The organism is Leifsonia sp. GW821-FHT13C05 (genome assembly GCF_058806515.1).
In genome coordinates this window covers 110,011-127,623 of record NZ_JBXAPT010000007.1, presented here as the reverse complement: position 1 = coordinate 127,623, position 17,613 = coordinate 110,011, and the positions used below count along the sequence as shown (strand labels likewise).

The following is a 17,613-nucleotide window of genomic DNA, read 5'->3' as shown; positions in this document are numbered from 1 at the left end:
GCCGTGCAGAGAGAACGGGAGCCTGATGAGTTTCGACAAGCCGCCGCTTCCCCGCGAGCGACGCAGGACCACGAAAGGCTTGCGGCCTCTGCCCGAGCTGACGAAGGACCTCGTCGCGCAGCTGCGGAGACTGGTGGCGAGCGAGCTCGCCCTGTTCAAGTCGGAGATGGCGGCGAAGGCGAAGGCGGCCGGTGTCGGCGCCGGGCTGCTCGTCGCCGCGCTGTTGTTCGTCTTCTTCGCGCTCTGCGCGCTGGTCACGACGGCCGTGCTCGCGTTCGCGCTGATCGTGCCGGCCTGGCTCGCCGCCCTGATCGTCGCCGGCATCCTGCTCGTGCTCGGCATCATCGCCGCCCTGATCGGACGGGCGAGCCTGAAGCGCGGCGTCCCGCCCGTGCCGGACGACCTCAAGCAGGAACTGGGCGACGACCTGCGCGCCCTGAAGGGAGAGCGACCGTGACCGACCGCCGACCCGAGCGGCCGCCGCTCCCCCAGGGCGCAGGCATCCCCACGATCAAGCTCGACCTGGAGCAGACCAGGGACGAACTGGCGTCGACCCTCGACGACCTGTTCGCCACGTTCAACCCCGGCGTGCAGATCCGGTCGCATCCCGTGCTGTTCGCCGGCCTGTTCCTCGGCGCCGTCGCCGCCGCGGCCGGTGCCATCGCCCTGCTGACGCGAGGCCGGTCGCGTGGCCGCTGAGCGCGGCGCTGTCGGGGTCGGCGTCGGTTCGTCGCGCGCGGAGGCGGTGGGCCGGATCGAGCGGATGCACCACGTCTCGTGGTTCCGTCTGCCCTGGGGGTTCATCCTCAAGCGCACGTTCCGCAGCTTCTCGCTGGACGCCTGCACCGACCTCGCCGCCGGCCTGACCTACTTCGCCGTGCTGTCGCTGTTCCCGGCGATGATCGCGCTGGTGAGCATCCTGGGCCTGATCGGTCAGAGTCAGGCGGGGATCGACGCGCTCTTCAAAGTCGTCGAGGAGTTGGCGCCCGGCACCCTGGATGCGGTGAAGGGCCCGATCGAGAACCTGGCGGCCTCCCCCGCGAGCGGATGGGGTCTCGTGGTCGGCATCGTGGGCGCCATCTGGTCGGCGTCCGGATACGTCGGCGGTTTCGGGCGAGCGCTGAACCGGGTCTACGGAGTGCGTGAGGGCCGCACGGTCTTCACCCTGCGACCTGTGCAGCTCGGCGTCACCGTCGCTGCCCTGGTGCTGATCGCGCTGATGGCCGTGATGCTCGTGGTGTCCGGCCCGGTCGCCACCGCCATCGGGAACGCCATCGGCGTCGGCACGACGGTGGAGGTGGTGTGGTCGATCGTGAAGTGGCCCATCATGATCTTCGCCATCGTGCTGCTGGTCGCCCTGCTCTACTCGGCGACGCCCAACGTCAAGCAGGCGAGGTTCCGCTGGCTCACCACCGGATCGTTCGCCGCGATCATCGTGCTCGGGATCGCGTCGGCGCTGTTCGCGTTCTACGTCGCCAACTTCGGCAGCTACGACAAGACGTACGGCGCGCTCGCCGGCATCATCGTGTTCCTGCTGTGGATCTGGATCGCGAACGTCGCCCTCCTCCTCGGCGCGGAGCTCGACTCCGAGATCGAGCGCGCCCGCCAGCTGGTCAGCGGCATCGAGGCGGACACCGTGCTGCGCCTGCCGCTCAAGTCGGACAAAGCCATCGTGAAGGCACGGGATGCGGAGTCCACCGACATCCTCGCCGCCAGGGAGATCCGCAAGCGCTACCGTTAGGCTCGCGCCATGAGCGAGGAACGACCGGCAGGGGAACGGACAGCAGAGCAACGACCAGGCACGAGCATCCCGGACTCCCGCGGGCGGACGGGGCTGCACCGGGTGGGCGCCGACCTCGACCGCAATCCGGATGTGCGCATCCGGAGCGTGGAGGTCACCTCCGACGGCTGGCACGTGCTGCGCCGCACCACCTTCGACTACCGCGGCCGCGACGGCGCGTGGACCACCCAGGCGCGAGAGACGTACGACCGCGGAAACGGCGCCACCATCCTGCTCTACGACCCGGATGCGCGCACCCTGCTGCTCACCAGGCAGTTCCGCTTTCCCGCTTATGTGAACGGCCACCACGATGGGATGCTCGTGGAGGCCGCCGCCGGTCTGCTCGACGACGACTCGGCCGAGGAGGCCATCCGGCGCGAGGCCGCGGAGGAGCTCGGCGTGACCGTCGGCGAGCTGACGCACCTGTTCGACCTCTACATGAGCCCCGGATCGGTCACCGAGCGCGTGCACTTCTTCGCCGCGCCGTACTCGGCGGTCGAGGTGCGCGGCGGCGGCGGCGTCGAGGAGGAGGGCGAGGAGATCGAGCCGGTGACCATCGGCTACGACGAAGCGCTCGACCGGATCGCCGACGGCAGCATCGTGGACGGCAAGACCGTCATCCTGCTGCAGTGGGCGGCGCTCACCCTTTTCGGCGCGTGACGCCGGTCAGTGCGTGAAGCTCGACACCTGGCCCTCGGTGGGCATGGGGGCTTCGAGCGCATCCAGGTAGTCCGTGGCCTCCCGGATGTCGATCACCAGGCTCTCGGCGAGGTTGCGGCTCAGGCCGTTGCGCACGACGATGCGCTGCACCACCAGGTCGGAGAGGTCGTCCGGCATCGGGTACGCCGGGATCAGCCAGCCTTTCAGACGCAGCCGCTCCGACAGGTGGTAGAGGTTCCACTTGTCGGTGTGGCCGGGGGTGATCTGCCAGGCGAACACCGGGATGTCCGTTCCGTCGTTCCAGAGGGTGAACGCGTCCATCGCCGCGATCTCGCCGGACAGGTAGACGGCCACATCCTGGCAGGTCTTCTGCACCCGGTAGTAGCCGTCCCAGCCCAGCCGGAGGAACAGGTAGTACTGCAGCAGCACCTGCGCGCCCGGCCGGGAGAAGTTGAGCGCGAACGTCGGCATGTGGCCGCCGAGGTAGGTGACGTCGAACACCAGGTCCTTCGGCAGGTCGTCCACCGACCGCCAGATCACCCAGCCGAGCCCCGGGTACACCAGGCCGTACTTGTGCGCTGATGTGCTGATCGACGCGACGCGCTCCACCCGGAAGTCCCACGCCAGGTCGGGCTGCAGGAAGGGCGCGATCATGCCACCGGATGCGCCGTCGACGTGGATCGGGATGTCTAGCCCCGTCTGCTCCTGGATGCGGTCGAGGGCTTCGGCGATGGCGGCGACAGGCTCGTACATCCCGGTGTACGTGACGCCCATGATCGCGACGACGCCGATGGTGTTCTCGTCGACGTACTTCTCCAGCTCGAACCCGTCGAGCACGCGGTGCTCGTCGCTGATGGGGACGAACCGCGGCTCCACATCCCAGTAGTTGCAGAACTTCTCCCAGCACACCTGCACCGCACTCGACAGCACCAGGTTCGGCTTGTCGGTGGAGGCGCCCGCCGCGCGCCGGGCGTGCTGCCAGCGCCGCTTGAGGGCGAGACCGCCGAGCATGCACGCCTCCGACGACCCGATGGTGGAGGTGCCGATCGCCTTGTCCCGGTCCGGCGCGTTCCACAGGCCGGCGAGCATCGTCCAGCAGCGTTTCTCGATCGCGGCGGTCTGCGGGTACTCGTCCTTGTCGATCATGTTCTTGTCGGCGGACTCGGCGTAGATCCTGTCGGCCTGCTCGTCCATCCAGGTTCCGACGAACGTCGCCAGGTTGAGCCGGGAATTGCCGTCGAGCATCGCCTCGTCGTGCACGATCTGGTACGCCGTCTCCGGAAGGGACTCGCTGGGCGGGAAGTTGTTCAGCGGGAAGTCGGTCGCCTCCCCCGCCCGCGCGAACACCGGGTTGAGCTGGTCCTGGTCGCTGATTCCGGTGTGCGCGTGATGCGTCTCGCGCGGCGTGCCGGACGCCGAAGTGGTCATGGGGCCACGCTAGGCCCGTCGCGCGGCGAGCACCAGAGCCCCGGGGGGTGTGTGGTCAGGCGCTGATGGTCCTGGATGCGCCGAGAACTTCGCCGTCCGCATCCAGTGCCTGAACGGCGACGCGCTGAGCCCGCTCGATCAGGAGGGAGGTCTCGAACCCGGAGCGCTTCACGGTTCCCACCGGCACCGGCTCGCCCGAGGTGGAGGCGAGCACGCGCCACGATCGCACCTCCGTCGCGCCGTTCCAGCTGGCGAACACGCGCGTCTTCTCGCCCTCCTCGCGCACGGCGACCGCGGGCGCGGTGGTCGGATGCGCCGTCCAAGGGTGCCGCGAGGCGCGGTATGAGATGGCGCCGAGCGTTGCCTCGTACACCGCGTCGCCCGCTGCGGTGAACTCCGTGACCGATGGGTCGGTGCCCCAGCCGACGATGACGTTCCCGTTGGGGAGCACCTCGACGCTGCCCATCGCGGTCCCGAGGTGACCGTCGTAGCTGTACGACTGTTCCAGGGTGGCCGTCGTCTCCGTCGCGTCGAGCGAGAACCGCATCCCCCTGGATGCGCCGTCGGTGCCCGAGTAGAGGTGGTTGTCGAAGAGGGTGATGCTGCCGTCCTGGTGCCTGCGCACGTCGTGCTGCCAGGCGAACACCGCATCCTTCGCCACGGCGATGTCGCTCCTCCTGCCACCGAACCGCCATTTCACCTCGCCGGTCACCCGGTCGATCGAGTAGATCGTGTGCGTGTGCCTGGCGGAGACGAGGATGCGGTCGCCGTCCTCCTCCACCGCGTTCAGGTGGTAGGCGTCGAACGCGCGGCCGACGGTCTTGCCGTCGTGCCCAGGATCCTGCGTCAGCCCGAGGTAGGTCTCCGCGACCGGGATGTGGTCGAGCGCCGACCAGTCGAGCAGCACCTTTCCGGTCTCCACGTCGATCTCCTGCACGTGGCAGTCGAAGACGTAGCCGTTCTTGGGGCCGCCGATCGAGCTGAGGTCGGCGGGCTTCGTCACGTAGACGGTGATGAGGGCGGTGCCCCGGTCGGTGAGGTTGAACTCGTGCAGGTCGACGTCGAGGTCGTTTCCCGCGGAGACCGTCGCGATGGTCGCGTAGGTGGAATCGAGGATCCTGCCGGTGCCGGAGCCATGCCCGCCCGTGCTGGTGCCCGTCCAGTACGTGAGCACGGGTTCGCCCTTGTACGTCTGCACCTTGAGGTCGGTGACGTTGGCCTTGGTCGGCTCGATCCAGACCGGCTCGCCGCTCTCCCGCACGATCGCGCCGTTGAAGCCCTTCACCTGCTGCGTCACGAACAGGAAGCCGGGTGCGGTCGTGCCGGTCTTCCAGGAGGTGATCGCGGGGACGGTGAGGTCGGTGCTGACGAACGAGCGGAGCACCGGCTGAGCGGTGGCCGTCGGCGACGGCGTGGCCTGGCGCGTTGCGGCGGACGAGCCGGAGCCCGGCCGGGTGGCGGCGAAAAGACTCGCGGCGACGCCGACGCCGAGCATGCTGCCGCCGGTGATCAGCGCGCGGCGAGAGAGCGCAGGTGTTTTCTGATCGGGGGTCACCCCTCCACTATCCGCGCGGAAATCGGCGGACGCTAGGCCGCAGCTATGAGCGGGCTGGACGCCCGTGCCCGGCCCCCCGGCCGCGCTACGCGTGGAGCGCGTCGATGACGCCCTGCACGCGCCTGGCCCTGGTGTCCGCGCTCTTGGCGCCGTCGATGGAGAGCGCGTGCGCACGCTGCTTGCTGTACGACTGGGCTGCCCACGCCTGCGCCGCCGCCGGATCGGCCTCGAACGCTGCGGCGAGGTCGGCCGGCACCTCGACCGTGCGCGGTGCGTCGTCGACCTCGAGCGTGACCTCGACCTCGTCGCCCGGGCCGCGGCCCGTCGCCGCCCTGGTCTCGGAGTTGAACGAGATCAGATAGCGGCCGCCCATCGACGCGATGGTGTTCCGGTAGCTGTACCCGCCGTCGATGGTCACCACGACGGGGACGCGCTTGCCTCGGTCGAAGCCGAGCACGACCTCTTCTGGCACGACGATGCCGACGTTGTTCCCGCCGCCGGCCGACAGGGTTGTTCGGAAGCTGACCACGGGTGTCCTCTCGCTGATGCCGGTGCCGTGCCGGCTACGGCCAGCGTAGAGGACGGCGCGCGGTGAGGCGAGGGCGCGATCGGCTGCGACGCGATCTGCGGCGGCGGCGATCAGCCTCCGGCGAGCGTGGGCCCTGTGGCGTTGCCGAAGTCGATGTGCAGGTGGTTGCAGGTGTCGTCGAACGGCTTGAAGTTCTCGACGCTGATCGACGACCGGCAGTTGATCTGGCCGAGGCCGGAGCCGTTCGGCACCAGCGGGTCGAGCAGGCGGATGAGTTCGAGAGAGCGCGAGTCGCCGCCGGTGAGCGGGGCGCCGTCGAGGAGGTAGAAGTCGACGGCGTGGCCGCCGCCGTTTGCGTAGTGGGACGATTCGGTGCCGGCGCCCTCGATCTGACCGGTGCAGCGGCGGTTGATGTCGCTGACGCCCACCTGCGAGAAGTGTTGCAGCGCTACGGAGATGCTCTGCAGCACGCGGTAGTCCACACCGCATCCCGGAACGGCGTTGCCTTCGGCGAGGTCCGCGATCTCCGGGATGTGGTTGGGGGTCGAGCCGACGAGCCGACCGGATGCGACAGCGCCCATGAGCTGGACGGCCAGCGCTTCGACGCTCGGCGACACCGAGGTGTTCATGGTCGAGTCGAGCATCTGCGGCGACTCGGCGATCTGCAGCCCGTCGCGGGAGACGACCTGTGCGGTGACGTCTCCGCTGGTGAGCGTCTGCACGGCGAGTGCGGTGCGGGCGTTGCCCATCGGCGACGCCTCGTTGGTGCTCGCGTATGCGGGCAGGGCGGCGGTGCCGAAGAAGGCGGTCAGCGCGAGGAGCACGGCGGCGTGGAAGCCGAACCGCTTGCGGTGCGTGACGTGCACCGTGCGGAAGATGCCCCGCGTGGGAGCGGCGGCGGGTCCTGGCTGTGCGGCAGCGCGCGCGGCGGCAGCAACGGATCGCCTGGTCGGCTTGACCACGATGCGCTCGCGCTTCGCGGGCCGCTGACGCTCGTGCTCGACGCGTGCACGACGGCTCACGAATACCTGTCCGGGGTCCGTCGAGAGCTCCGCCGGCTCCTGGACGTCGACGACGACCGGAGCCCGATAGGTGCGGCGAGACCGCGACGGGGCACTGGACTGGGGCAAACCGTAGGCTTTCTGAGCGGGGGTAATGCGCCGGGCCTGGCGCAAACGCGTACTGACTAGTTTTACCCGATTTCGCCTGAAGGTTCCATCAACATGCATGGATTTCCCGGCCGCAGGGGCCCGTCCCGCGCGTTCGGGTCACGCAGGAATGGGCCCCTGACCGGGGGTTTCAGCACGGATCGCTCCGCGTTGATGCATCCAAATCTACGATGTCCGCGTTTTGGAGGACCGGCGGGGTACGGCTGTTACGACAGAGGCGCGTGAACACCCCTGATCGCGACCGGAATCAGCGGATCGCGACGGCCAGTTCGACGCCGCCCGCGCGTTCGCGCAGCGCGACCTCTGCGCGGCCCGCGAGGTCTTTCAGCCCGATGCCCGCGCCCGGCGAGGCGAGTTCGCCGCCGGAGGTCACGAGCACCAGTACGCCGTCGTCCTCGCCGCGTTCGAGCTCCAGGGTCACCGGGGATCCGTCGCCGTGCCGCACCGCGTTGGCGAGGCCCTCGGACATCGCATCCACCACCGCCTCGCAGCGGCGGTCGTCGCCGTCGAGGCGATCCCAGACCTCGTCGTCGATGCGCACGTCGAGGGTCATCGCCGAGCGCCAGCTGTCTGCGAGCATCCGGATGCGGGTGCGCGCGTCCGTCCTCGGCCGCGAGCCCCGCAGTTCGCTCCGGATGCGGTCGACGGCGTCGCGCACGGCGGCGGACGCGTCCGCGGGGGTGCCGCCGCTCATTCCGACCGCGAGGGCGCTGGCGATCAGCTCGGACTGGACGCCGGAGTGGAGCAGCCGGGCGATGCCTTCGCGCTCGTGGTCGTATTCGGCCCGCGCTCGAGCCGCGGAGTCGACCGCGGCCTGCATCGACTCCTCGATGGCGCTCTGGTCGGCGCGCACGCGTACGGAGAGCGACGACACCAGGGCGACCGCTGCCGCGACCACCGGGTAGACGAAAGCCTGGAACGCGATCAGCGTGGTCGAGTACCCGGCCGCGCGCAGGAACAGGGAGCTCTCGACCGTCAGCAGCACGCCCACCGCGATGTAACCGGTCAGCACGGTTGCAACCCGGGCTCCCGCACGTTTCACCCGCGAGGAGAGTTTGGCCACGGCGATGTTTCCCAGCAGCAGGATGATCAGGGAGGCGGGCGTCTGCCCGAGAGCCACCCCGATCCCGTACTCCCCGACGGCGAACGGCGCGACCATCCCGACGAACAGCACGGCTGTCGGGAGCGCGGGAGCCGGCCGGATGCCGCTGACCACCGAGCGCAGCCAGCCGATCCGTCCCGGCGCCGGCGGCTCAGCCGCAGCCTCCGCGCGCGACTCCGCACCAGCCTCCTGGCGCGCGGGCTGCGCCTCCTCGGCGACGTACAGCTCGTGGCTCGCCGGACGGACGATGTCGTTCGCCAGCGAGCGCAGCAGCCGCGAGGCGTCCGCCGGTTCGATGCCGGCGAGCATCGCAGGGGCTGCGGCGTCCTCGATCTGCGCGAGCACCGCATCCACCGACACCGCCCGCAGGTTCCGGATGCGGTCCAGGGCAGCCAGCTCGTCGGCCTCCGCCGCCTGCCGCACGGCGTTGAGACGCCGGAACACGCCGCGGTGGTCGCGCACCAGGTCGACGCCGATGGCGATGAGGGAGAACACCGACAGGCAGGTGACGACGTTGATGGCGACGCGGACGCCGAGTTCCCCCACCGTCACCGGGATGCCGAGAAGCGCGGCCGACCCGAGGAACACGAACGGCCGGGCGGCTCCGACTGCCGCGAACAGCAGCAGCGCGACGACGGCGCGCATCCGGTCGGGCGTCACCTGCAGGACGCCGTACGCCGCCGCCAGGAGCACGCCGATGCCGATGTGCTCGATGCCCGCGACGGCGGCGGCGCGCCCGAGCGATCGGCCGCCGTCGACGTACTGCAGGCCGGACATGACCGTCATGGCGAACGGGAACGTGATGATCCAGGTCCACCAGGTGATGGCGTTGCGTCCGGTCGCCCTGGCGAGCAGGCGACGGGTGGAGACGAGGTTCATCGGACGCTCACCCGCCCTCAGCCGAGGCCTGTGCGCGGGTCGCCGAACGTGGCGGTGTAGAGCGTCGCCGCCGCGACCCTCGGGGTCACGCGGTCGTCGCCGGAGACGCCGAGCGCGCTGAAGATCCGCTCGACGCTCTTCTCGACGGCGCGCACGGTCACCCCGCGGCGGCGCGCGATCTCGGCGTTCGAGAAGCCCGCGGCGAGCAGCCGCGTGGTCTCCAGCTGCGCTTCGCTCAGCCGCAGCATGGCGGCCCGGCCGTCGCCCTCCGGCGCCTCCCGAGAGAGCGGACGCTCGGCCAGCGCCGCCTCAGCGGCGGCGACCAGTTCGTCGATGTCCTCGATGGCGCCCTTGTTCACGAACGACGCGCCGCTCACCGTCTCCCGCGCACGTGCGACGGCCGCCTCCCTCGACAGGTTGCTGAGGAACACGATGGCGATGTGCGGCGCGCGCTCGCGGAGGATGGTCGCCAGCTCCAGGCCGTTCGGCCGCTCCCCCAGGTCGATGTCGGTGACCAGTAGATCGGGGTCGGCCGTGTCGGCCAGGCGCAGCGCTTCGGCGGCGGACGCGGCGGGCGTGACGTCGAACCCGCGCCGTTCGAGCGCCTCGGCGACGAGGGAACGCATCAGCGCGTGGTCCTCGACCACCAGCGCTCTGCGTCTCCACCCGTTGATCGTCATTTCCGACAGGATAACCGGGCGCGGAGGGGGCTTCGGACCGCCCAGTGCACCCCAGTTCGGGGACGTGAGGATGCCCGCCCCGGGGTTCGCGCGGCCCGGGGCGGACAGTCTGGGGTCAGCCTCGCGCGAAGCGGAGGGTGACCAGCTGGAAGGGCCGGAGGGTCAGCTCGACCCGGCCGTGACCGGCGCCGTCTCCGGTCGCGCCGACCACCGCATCCCTGGCCGTCTCGCGTTCGAGGAGGTCGGTCTCGGTCACCCCGGCGTGCGGGAAGTGCACGCCGATGCTCGCCGTTGTGCGGCTGCCGTGCGCCTCGTACAGTCGCACGACCACGTCGCCGGAGCCGTCCTCCGCCAGCTTGACCGTCTCGATCACCGCTGCGGGGCTCGACGACGACACCAGCGGCTCGACCGCTGGCGCCTGCCCGGCGCGCACGGGGAGGTTGAGCCGGTAGCCGGCCTCGATCGCCGCATCCAGACCGCCGACGACGATCGAGGTGCGCAGCGTGTGCTCGCCCTGGTCCGCATCCGGATCGGGGAACATCGGCGCCCGGAGCAGCGTCTGCCGCACGAGCGAGTACGTTCCTCCCCCGTCGCGGGCGTGGCGGGTGATGTCGTGACCGTACGTCGCGTCGTTCGCGACGCCGACACCGAAACCGGCCTCGGCGACGTGCACCCAGCGGTGGGCGGGCGTCTCGAAACGGGCGGTGTCCCAGCTGGTGTTCGTGTGCGTCGGCCGGTCGATGTGGCCGAACTGGATCTCCGACCGGGCGGATGCGGTGTGCACGTCCACGGGGACCGCGAGCTTCAGCATCCGCTGCTTCTCGTGCCAGTCGACGTGCGTGACGATGTCGAGCGCGGCCGACCCTGCGTCGAGCGTGACGGTCTGGGTGACCACCGACGACCCGAAGCTGCGCACGATCCGCAGCCCGACGCTTTCGCCGCCGTTGCTCCCGCCGTCGGCGACCACCTCGAGGCTGTCGAGAGCGGTGAGGTCTTCGCCGAACCGGCGGTATTCCACATCCACGTCCCAGGCATCCCACTGCGTCGGGGTATCGCGGAACAGCTGCAGCAGGTTGGCCCGCGTTCCGGGAGGCAGCACCTCACGGCCGGACGCCGCATCGACGATGGAGGCCACCAGGCCGTCCCCGTCGACCGTCACGGTGAGCAGCGCGTTGGCGAGCACGTACCCGTCTCCGGAGCGCTCGATCCGCGCATCCCCCGTCCGGGATGCTGCCCCTGCGCCGAACGCCGGCACGCCGTCCACCGGGAACGGCGAGGCGTTGAACACCACGTCGCCTCCGGATGCGGCACCGGATGCGCCCCCGGATGCGCCGCCCAGCGCCGCCATCGAGCGCGCGATCACGCCCTCCAGCGCCTCAGCCACCGCCGCGTAGTTCTCCACGGCCTGGTCGTGCACCCAGCCGATCGACGAGCCGGGCAGGATGTCGTGGAACTGCTGAAGCAGGACCGTCTGCCACGCAGCGCGCAGCTCGTCCACCGGGTAGTCGGCCCCTGCCCGCACGGCGGCTGTGGTCGCCCACAGCTCTGCCTCGTGCAGCAGGTGCTCGCTGCGGCGGTTGCCGTGCTTGGTGCGCGCCTGCGAGGTGTACGTGCCGCGGTGGAATTCGAGGTACAGCTCGCCCGCCCACACGGGAGCCGGTGAGAACTCGGCCGAGGCGGCCTCGAAGAACGCGGCCGGGGTGGCGACGCGCACGATCGGCGAGCCCTCCAGGTCGGCGGTGCGCTTGGCCGCAGCGACCATCTCCCTGGTCGGGCCTCCCCCTCCGTCGCCGAACCCGAACGGCACGAGCGAGGTGTTCGCGCTGCCCTTGTCGGCGAAGTTCTGCTCGGCGTGCGCCAGCTCGGCCCCGGACAGCACGGAGTTGTACGTGTCGACGGGCGGGAAGTGGGTGAAGATCCTGGTGCCGTCGATGCCCTCCCACTCGAAGGAGTGGTGCGGGAACTTGTTGACCTCGTTCCAGGAGATCTTCTGCGTGAGGAAGTAGTCGGCGCCCGCCGCGCGCGCGATCTGCGGGAGCGCGCCGGAGTATCCGAACGAGTCGGGCAGCCACACCTCTTTCGGCTCGAAGCCGAACTCCTCGAGGAAGAACCGCTTGCCCTCCACGAACTGCCTGGCCATCGCCTCCGACCCCGGCATGTTCGTGTCCGACTCCACCCACATGCCGCCGACCGGCACGAACCGCCCTTCGGCCACGCGTGTCCGGATGCGCTCGAACAGCTCCGGGTAGTACTGCTTCATCCACGCGAACTGCTGCGCCGACGAGCACGCGAACACGAAGTCCGGGTCCTGGTCCATCAGGTCCAGCACGTTCGAGAACGTGCGGGCGCACTTGCGGATGGTCTCGCGCACCGGCCACAGCCAGGCCGAGTCGATGTGCGCGTGGCCGACGGCGAACACCTTGTGCGCCGCCGCCGCCGCCGGGGAGGCGAGCACCTCGGCGAGCGCCGCGCGGCCGTCCGCCGCCGTGCCGTGCACGTCGGTCGGGTCGACGGCGTCCACCACCGCATCCAGTGCGGCGAACAGGGATGCGCGCCGCGGCGACTGCTCGGGCAGCACCGCGGCGAGGCCCCGCGCCGTCCACACGTCCTGCACCAGCTCCCACACCTCGCGGTCGCGGTGCACGACGGCCAGGCGGCGCAGCGCGTAGATGGGATGCTGCGGCGCCGTGGACTTGCGGCCCAGCTTGGTGGGAACGAAGTCGACGAACTCGCTGCCCACATCCGGGTTGGCCGCGGCCTCGATGTACAGCTCGAACGGCTGACCTGGTGCCAGCCGCAGCCGCACGTAGCCGTTGAGCGGTTCGATCGCCTTGATGATCGTGCCGTCCGTCGCCCAGACCAGGCCCTCCGCCTGGAAGCCGACCTGACCGGCGGTGAAGCCGAGGTCGACCACCAGCTCGACGTCGTCCGGTGCAGCATCCCAGTCGGTGGGCACCGTCCCCGTCACCCGGAACCAGACGGTCCCCCACGGCCGTCCCCACGCCTGCCCGATCTCGAACGGCGCGAACGTGTTCGTGACGGCCTGCGCGAACGGCACCGGCTCATCCGGCACCTCCCACGCCTCGATCGTCACGGGCGCCGATGCGAACTCCAGGGCGGGTGCGAGACGCTCGCGCACGAAACGGTCGACGCGCATCTCGACGAGCTGGTTCTGCTGATACAACGAGACTCCTTATATAAGAGGAACGGGTTAGCCCTTGACGGCCCCGGCGAGGGCCGACGAACCGCCGAGCACCCGGGAGACGAGGACGTAGAGGGCGATCACGGGCACGGAGTAGATGAGCGAGTACGCCGCCAGCTGGCCGTATGCGACCGCGCCGTACTGCCCGAAGAAGGTGAAGATGCTGACGGCGGCCGGCTGGTTCTCCGGGCTGAGCAGCAGCACGAACGGGACGAAGAAGTTGCCCCACGCCTGCACGAACACGAAGATGAACACCACCGCGATGCCGGGGCGGACCAGCGGGACCACCACCGTCCACAGCGTCTTCATGCTGGATGCGCCGTCCACCCACGCCGCCTCCTCCAGGGAGAGCGGCACCGAGTCGACGAAGTTCTTCGTCATCCAGATCGCCATCGGAAGCGACGATGCCGCCATGAACAGGATCGTCCCACCGATCGAGTCGATCAGGTTCAGCGACACGAACAGGCTGTAGACCGGCACCATCATGGCGGTGATCGGCAGGCAGGTCCCGAACAGGATCGCGTAGAGGAACGGCTTGTTGAACCGGTTGCGGTAGCGGGACAGCGGGTACGCGGCCAGGATGGCGACGATCACCGTGATGAACGCGCATCCGGCGGACAGCAGCAGGCTGTTCCACAGCGGGAGGAACGCCAGGTCGGGCGTGAGCACCTTCTGGAAATTCTCCAGCGTCCACTGCTTCGGCCAGCTGACGGCGAGCGTGGCAGACCCGTCGAACGACGCGAACACCACCCACACCATCGGCAGCACGAAGATCAGTCCGATGAGCAGCAGCAGGATGTTGGCGGTCCACTTGAGTGCCAGACCGCTCGGCGATGACAGGCGCATCAGTCCACCTCCGTCTTGAGGGCGCGCACGTAGACGATGGCGAACACCGCGCCCACGAGCAGCAGGATGGTCGCGATGGCGGTGCCGTAGCCCAGCTCGGAGAACTTGAAGGCCTCCTGGTAGGCGAGCACGGGGAGGGTCATGGACTTGTTGCCTGGCCCGCCTCCCGTCATCACGTAGATGAGGGTGAAGACCGAGAGGGTCTGCAGGGTGATCAGCATCAGGTTCGTGGAGATGCTGCGGCGGATCATCGGCAGCGTCACCAGGAAGAACCGTTTGACGCCGTTGGCGCCGTCGACCTCCGCCGCCTCGGTGATCTCCGGCGGCACCTCCTGCAGCGCCGCCGAGTAGACGAGCATCGAGAAGGCGGCGCCCCGCCAGGTGTTGGCGAGGATCACGGCCAGCATCGGGAACGCGAACAGCCACGACGGCCCGGTGATCCCGATGGCGCCGAGCATGGCGTTGAGCGTGCCCTTCTGGCTGAAGAACGCGTACGACGCGAACGCCGCCACGATCTCCGGCAGCACCCATGCCCCGACGACGAACGTCGACACGATCGCGCCGACGACGCGCCCGCCTGCCCGCATGAGCAGGGCCAGGACCATTCCGACGATGTTCTGCCCGATCACGGCGGAGCCGATCAGGAAGACCAGGGTGAGGACGACCGCGACGGGGAAGTCCGGGCTGTTGAAGAGGTCGATGTAGTTCTTCAGGCCCACCCATTCGCTCGACGCCGCGGCGGCGCCGGTGAGCGAGGAGTTGGTGAACGACCCGTAGAAGGAGGAGAGGATCGGACCGACCAGGAACACGACCAGGAGGCCGATGGCCGGGATGAGCGGGACGGTCCGTGCAACGGAACGGCGCACTCTGCGCGAACGTGCCGTGCGCTCCGGGCGCGGCGGCCGGGGGGTTCCCCGGCCGCGCACGCCCTCGGCGACGGCGTCGACTGTCGACGTCACTGTCTCGTTACTCCGACTTCGTCTTGTCCTTGCCGACGATGCCGACAACCGTGTCGTCGTAGGCCTTGGCGGCTTCTGCCGGCGACTGCTGCCCGGTCATCACCGACTCCATCGCCACCTGGATGCCGTTGGAGATCTTGGAGTAGTCGGGTGTGGCAGGTCGGAACTTGGTCACATCCACGAGCGAGGCGAAGAACGTGGAGGTGGGGTTCGACTTGGCGTACGACGGGTCGGCCGCGACATCCTTGCGCACCGGGATCTGGCTGAGCGAGATGTCGAAGTCGAGCGAGTTGGCCTTGTTGAGCGCGTAGGAGATGAACTTCCACGCCTCGTCCTTGGCCTTGCTCTTCGACCCCATCGAGAGGGTCCAGCCGCCCGACATGCTCACGCTGCCCGGCTCCTGCCCGTTCTGGGTGGGCATCGGTGCGACACCCATCGTCTTGTCCCACTCCGGCCAGTTGGTGTCGCCGGTGGACTGCCAGGTGCCCGCGACCCACGAGCCGTCGAGGTTGATGGCGAGCTTGCCCTGCGGGATGAGCTGGCTGGTGACGATGTTCTGGTAGTTGGTGTCGCTGGTGATCTCCTGCGACGGGCCGAGGCCGCCCTGGTAGACCTCTTTCAGCACATCCAGGGAGTCGGTGAACGCCTTGGACCCGGTGATCCACTTGCCGGAGGAGGCGTCGTAGAGGCCGTCCTTGCTCGCTCCGTAAAGCAGCATCTCGAAGCCCTGCATCGAGCTGGCCTCACCGCCGGCCTTGCCGGAGAAGATGTTGATGGGCGTGACGCCGGGAACCTTGTCCTTGATGGTCTTGGCCGCATCCAGGACGTCGTTCCAGTCCTTCGGCTTCCAGTCGGCCGGCAGCCCTGCCTTGGCGAAGATGTCCTTGTTGTACCAGAGGGCGCGGGTGTCCGTGCCCATCGAGACACCGTAGATCTTGCCGTCGTCTCCCTTGCCCGCATCCTTGGCGTTGTCGTAGAACTGCGACCACTCATCCCACTTCTTGACGTACGGGTCGAGCGGTTCGAGGTAGCCGGCCTGCGCGTCCGAGCGGATGAGGAAGGTGTCCTCGTAGAGCACATCCGGTGCGGTGCTCGCGCTGCGGTTCATCAGCGACAGCTTGGTGTAGTAGTCGTTCTCGGCCGCCTTGATGGGGACGAGCGTGACCTTCTCCCCCGGATTGGCCTTCTCGAACCCGGCCTTCGCCTTGGCCATGAACTTGGCCATGAGGTCGGTGCCGAAATCCTGGTAGGCGACCTTGATGGTCTTGCCGTCATTGGACCCGGACGACGAACATCCGGCCAGTGCGACGAGAGTGGATGCGGCCACCACGGCGGCCAGAACTCTGCTGCGTTTCATCGATGCTCCCTTGCTTCGACGTCCGGTGGGCGCCCTTCATGCCCCTGCGGTGCCGGACCTTGGGTAATTTATAAATCAATTTGATTTATTTGGCAATGCCTGCAAGGAAAATGGCTGATGAGACCCGTGTGGGGGTCGAACGGGATGGGGCTGTCGAGCAGGCGCGAGCGACCGCCCGCTACACCCCGCCGCGCGGCGAGAACGTCGCGTCGAGCACCAGGCAGGCTGCGCCGACGGCCGCCACGTCCTCGCCGACCGCGCTCGATTCGGTGATCACCGGGTGGGTGAGGATCTCCATGTCGAACTCGCGCAGCCAGCCGCGGAGGCGGTCCGCGTAGAAGGGTTCGACGCGGGCCCAGGATGGGCCTCCGAAGACGACGCGGTCGATGTCGAGGAGGGCGGAGAGGTTGGAGAGGTAGTAGGCCGTGTTGCGGATGGAGCGGTCGAGGATGCTGATGGCGGTCTCGTCGCCGGCCGTCGCCGCGGACGTCAGTTCGGTGAACAGGTCGTCGATCGTCTCCACGTCGAGGCCGAGGTCGACGCCGTCCGGCACCTCCTGGCCTCCCGGGGCGGTGAGGACTCCTGCCCAGATGGCCTGCATCACCAGGCGGTACGGGCGCACGGATTCGCCGTAGCAGCCGCGGCGGCCGCAGGCGCAGAGGGCGCCGCCCGGGTCGACGATCGCGTGGCCGACGTCGCCGGCGTTGTGGGAGGCGCCGGTGTAGACGTCGCCGTCGAGGACCATCCCGACGCCGACGCCCGTGCCGTAGTAGACGAACACGTAGTCGCGGCTCGCGCCCGCCGGATCGTGCCAGCGTTCGGCGACCGCCGCCGCCGTGACGTCCTTGGCCACGAGGGCGGAGAGGCCCGTCGCCGCCGTCAGCTCGTCGCGCAGGTGGAAGTCGTTCCAGCCCGGGATGAGCGGAGGGCGCACCACGACGCCGGTGTCCGTGTCGATCGGGCCGGGCGCAGCGACGCCGACGCCGCTGACTTTGGCGCGCTCGACGCCGGAGTCCGCCAGGACCGTGTCGATCGCCTCGACCACGATGTCCAGCGTCTGCATCGCGTCGCCGGAGACCGGGGAGTGGCGGCGCACGTCGGCGACCACTTCGCCCTCCAGGTCGAGCAGCACGCAGGTGATCACCGTCGGGTCGAGGTGCACGCCGACCGCGTACGAGCCCGTCGGCTCCAGCTGCAGGATGGTGCGCGGCTTGCCTGGGCCGTCGATGCGTTTGCCCGCCTCGCGGATGAGGCCCTGCTCGATCAGCCGCCTGCTGACGTTCGACACCGTCTGCGCGGACAGGCCGGTCTCCCCGGCGAGTTCCACCCTGCTGAGACCACCGGAGGAACGGCGCACGGCGTCCAGCACGACCGTGTCGTTGAATGCGGCGATCGCGGGGAGGTTCGCTCCTCTGGGCATACGCCTCCTTCAGTGTGCGCCGGGTCGCCTTCGTAGGATACATACCG

At 69.3% G+C, this 17,613-nt stretch carries 15 protein-coding genes; 4 read left to right on the top strand and 11 right to left on the bottom strand.

The window, feature by feature from the left end; all coding sequences use genetic code 11:
• Nucleotides 1-25: 25 nt before the first annotated feature.
• The 4 genes from AC1ROC_RS17275 to AC1ROC_RS17260 are packed head-to-tail and all read left to right on the top strand — an operon-like array spanning nt 26 to nt 2,440.
• Nucleotides 26-457 carry a phage holin family protein gene (locus AC1ROC_RS17275; RefSeq protein WP_493001673.1) on the top strand — a complete coding sequence of 144 codons (432 nt, stop codon included), beginning with the start codon at nt 26-28 and terminating at the stop codon, nt 455-457.
• Nucleotides 454-699, top strand: a complete 246-nt coding sequence (locus AC1ROC_RS17270) for a DUF3618 domain-containing protein (protein ID WP_085367543.1) — start codon at nt 454-456, stop codon at nt 697-699. The genes AC1ROC_RS17275 and AC1ROC_RS17270 overlap by 4 nt, the downstream gene beginning before the upstream one ends.
• Nucleotides 689-1,741: a YihY/virulence factor BrkB family protein gene (locus tag AC1ROC_RS17265; protein WP_434950753.1), complete on the top strand. Its 1,053-nt coding sequence runs from the start codon at nt 689-691 to the stop codon at nt 1,739-1,741. Before AC1ROC_RS17270 ends, AC1ROC_RS17265 begins: the two co-directional genes overlap by 11 nt.
• Nucleotides 1,742-1,750: 9 nt before the next feature.
• A complete protein-coding gene (locus AC1ROC_RS17260) occupies nt 1,751-2,440 on the top strand; it encodes an NUDIX domain-containing protein (protein ID WP_493001671.1) in 690 nt (229 codons plus the stop codon).
• 6 nt (nt 2,441-2,446) lie between these two features.
• Here AC1ROC_RS17260 and gad read toward each other — a convergent pair whose 3' ends face one another.
• From gad to AC1ROC_RS17205, 11 genes are all read right to left on the bottom strand, one after another.
• Nucleotides 2,447-3,868: a glutamate decarboxylase gene (gene gad / locus AC1ROC_RS17255; protein WP_493001669.1), complete on the bottom strand. Its 1,422-nt coding sequence runs from the start codon at nt 3,866-3,868 to the stop codon at nt 2,447-2,449.
• Between the two features lie 55 nt (nt 3,869-3,923).
• Nucleotides 3,924-5,423, bottom strand: coding sequence for an arylsulfotransferase family protein (locus tag AC1ROC_RS17250; protein ID WP_493001667.1), 1,500 nt, complete (start codon nt 5,421-5,423; stop codon nt 3,924-3,926).
• A gap of 85 nt (nt 5,424-5,508) precedes the next feature.
• Nucleotides 5,509-5,952, bottom strand: coding sequence for a YdeI/OmpD-associated family protein (locus AC1ROC_RS17245; protein WP_493001665.1), 444 nt, complete (start codon nt 5,950-5,952; stop codon nt 5,509-5,511).
• Nucleotides 5,953-6,062: 110 nt separating this feature from the next.
• The gene (locus AC1ROC_RS17240) at nt 6,063-6,974 is read right to left on the bottom strand and encodes a hypothetical protein (protein ID WP_493001663.1); all 912 of its coding nucleotides are present in this window, start codon (nt 6,972-6,974) and stop codon (nt 6,063-6,065) included.
• Between the two features lie 394 nt (nt 6,975-7,368).
• Nucleotides 7,369-9,102: a sensor histidine kinase gene (locus tag AC1ROC_RS17235; RefSeq protein WP_493001661.1), complete on the bottom strand. Its 1,734-nt coding sequence runs from the start codon at nt 9,100-9,102 to the stop codon at nt 7,369-7,371.
• A 17-nt stretch (nt 9,103-9,119) separates the two neighbouring features.
• The gene (locus tag AC1ROC_RS17230; RefSeq protein WP_168688306.1) at nt 9,120-9,782 is read right to left on the bottom strand and encodes a response regulator transcription factor; all 663 of its coding nucleotides are present in this window, start codon (nt 9,780-9,782) and stop codon (nt 9,120-9,122) included.
• Nucleotides 9,783-9,897: 115 nt separating this feature from the next.
• A complete protein-coding gene (locus AC1ROC_RS17225) occupies nt 9,898-12,966 on the bottom strand; it encodes an alpha-mannosidase (protein WP_493001659.1) in 3,069 nt (1,022 codons plus the stop codon).
• Between the two features lie 27 nt (nt 12,967-12,993).
• Nucleotides 12,994-13,830 carry a carbohydrate ABC transporter permease gene (locus tag AC1ROC_RS17220; RefSeq protein ID WP_085367533.1) on the bottom strand — a complete coding sequence of 279 codons (837 nt, stop codon included), beginning with the start codon at nt 13,828-13,830 and terminating at the stop codon, nt 12,994-12,996.
• Nucleotides 13,830-14,789 carry a carbohydrate ABC transporter permease gene (locus AC1ROC_RS17215; protein ID WP_085367532.1) on the bottom strand — a complete coding sequence of 320 codons (960 nt, stop codon included), beginning with the start codon at nt 14,787-14,789 and terminating at the stop codon, nt 13,830-13,832. The genes AC1ROC_RS17220 and AC1ROC_RS17215 overlap by 1 nt, the downstream gene beginning before the upstream one ends.
• Nucleotides 14,790-14,796: 7 nt before the next feature.
• Nucleotides 14,797-16,146 (bottom strand): extracellular solute-binding protein, encoded by a 1,350-nt coding sequence (locus AC1ROC_RS17210; RefSeq protein WP_085367531.1) that lies wholly within the window; start codon nt 16,144-16,146, stop codon nt 14,797-14,799.
• A 178-nt stretch (nt 16,147-16,324) separates the two neighbouring features.
• The gene (locus AC1ROC_RS17205; RefSeq protein ID WP_493001656.1) at nt 16,325-17,566 is read right to left on the bottom strand and encodes an ROK family transcriptional regulator; all 1,242 of its coding nucleotides are present in this window, start codon (nt 17,564-17,566) and stop codon (nt 16,325-16,327) included.
• Nucleotides 17,567-17,613 lie beyond the last annotated feature (47 nt).

What these genes read in the sequence shown, in the direction of transcription:
- AC1ROC_RS17275 (WP_493001673.1), top strand. Translation starts at nt 26, where the DNA reads ATGAGTTTCGACAAGCCGCCGCTTCCCCGCGAGCGACGCAGGACCACG.
- AC1ROC_RS17260 (WP_493001671.1), top strand. Translation starts at nt 1,751, where the DNA reads ATGAGCGAGGAACGACCGGCAGGGGAACGGACAGCAGAGCAACGACCA.
- gad (WP_493001669.1), bottom strand. Translation starts at nt 3,868, where the DNA reads ATGACCACTTCGGCGTCCGGCACGCCGCGCGAGACGCATCACGCGCAC.
- AC1ROC_RS17235 (WP_493001661.1), bottom strand. Translation starts at nt 9,102, where the DNA reads ATGAACCTCGTCTCCACCCGTCGCCTGCTCGCCAGGGCGACCGGACGC.
- AC1ROC_RS17230 (WP_168688306.1), bottom strand. Translation starts at nt 9,782, where the DNA reads ATGACGATCAACGGGTGGAGACGCAGAGCGCTGGTGGTCGAGGACCAC.
- AC1ROC_RS17220 (WP_085367533.1), bottom strand. Translation starts at nt 13,830, where the DNA reads ATGCGCCTGTCATCGCCGAGCGGTCTGGCACTCAAGTGGACCGCCAAC.
- AC1ROC_RS17210 (WP_085367531.1), bottom strand. Translation starts at nt 16,146, where the DNA reads ATGAAACGCAGCAGAGTTCTGGCCGCCGTGGTGGCCGCATCCACTCTC.
- AC1ROC_RS17205 (WP_493001656.1), bottom strand. Translation starts at nt 17,566, where the DNA reads ATGCCCAGAGGAGCGAACCTCCCCGCGATCGCCGCATTCAACGACACG.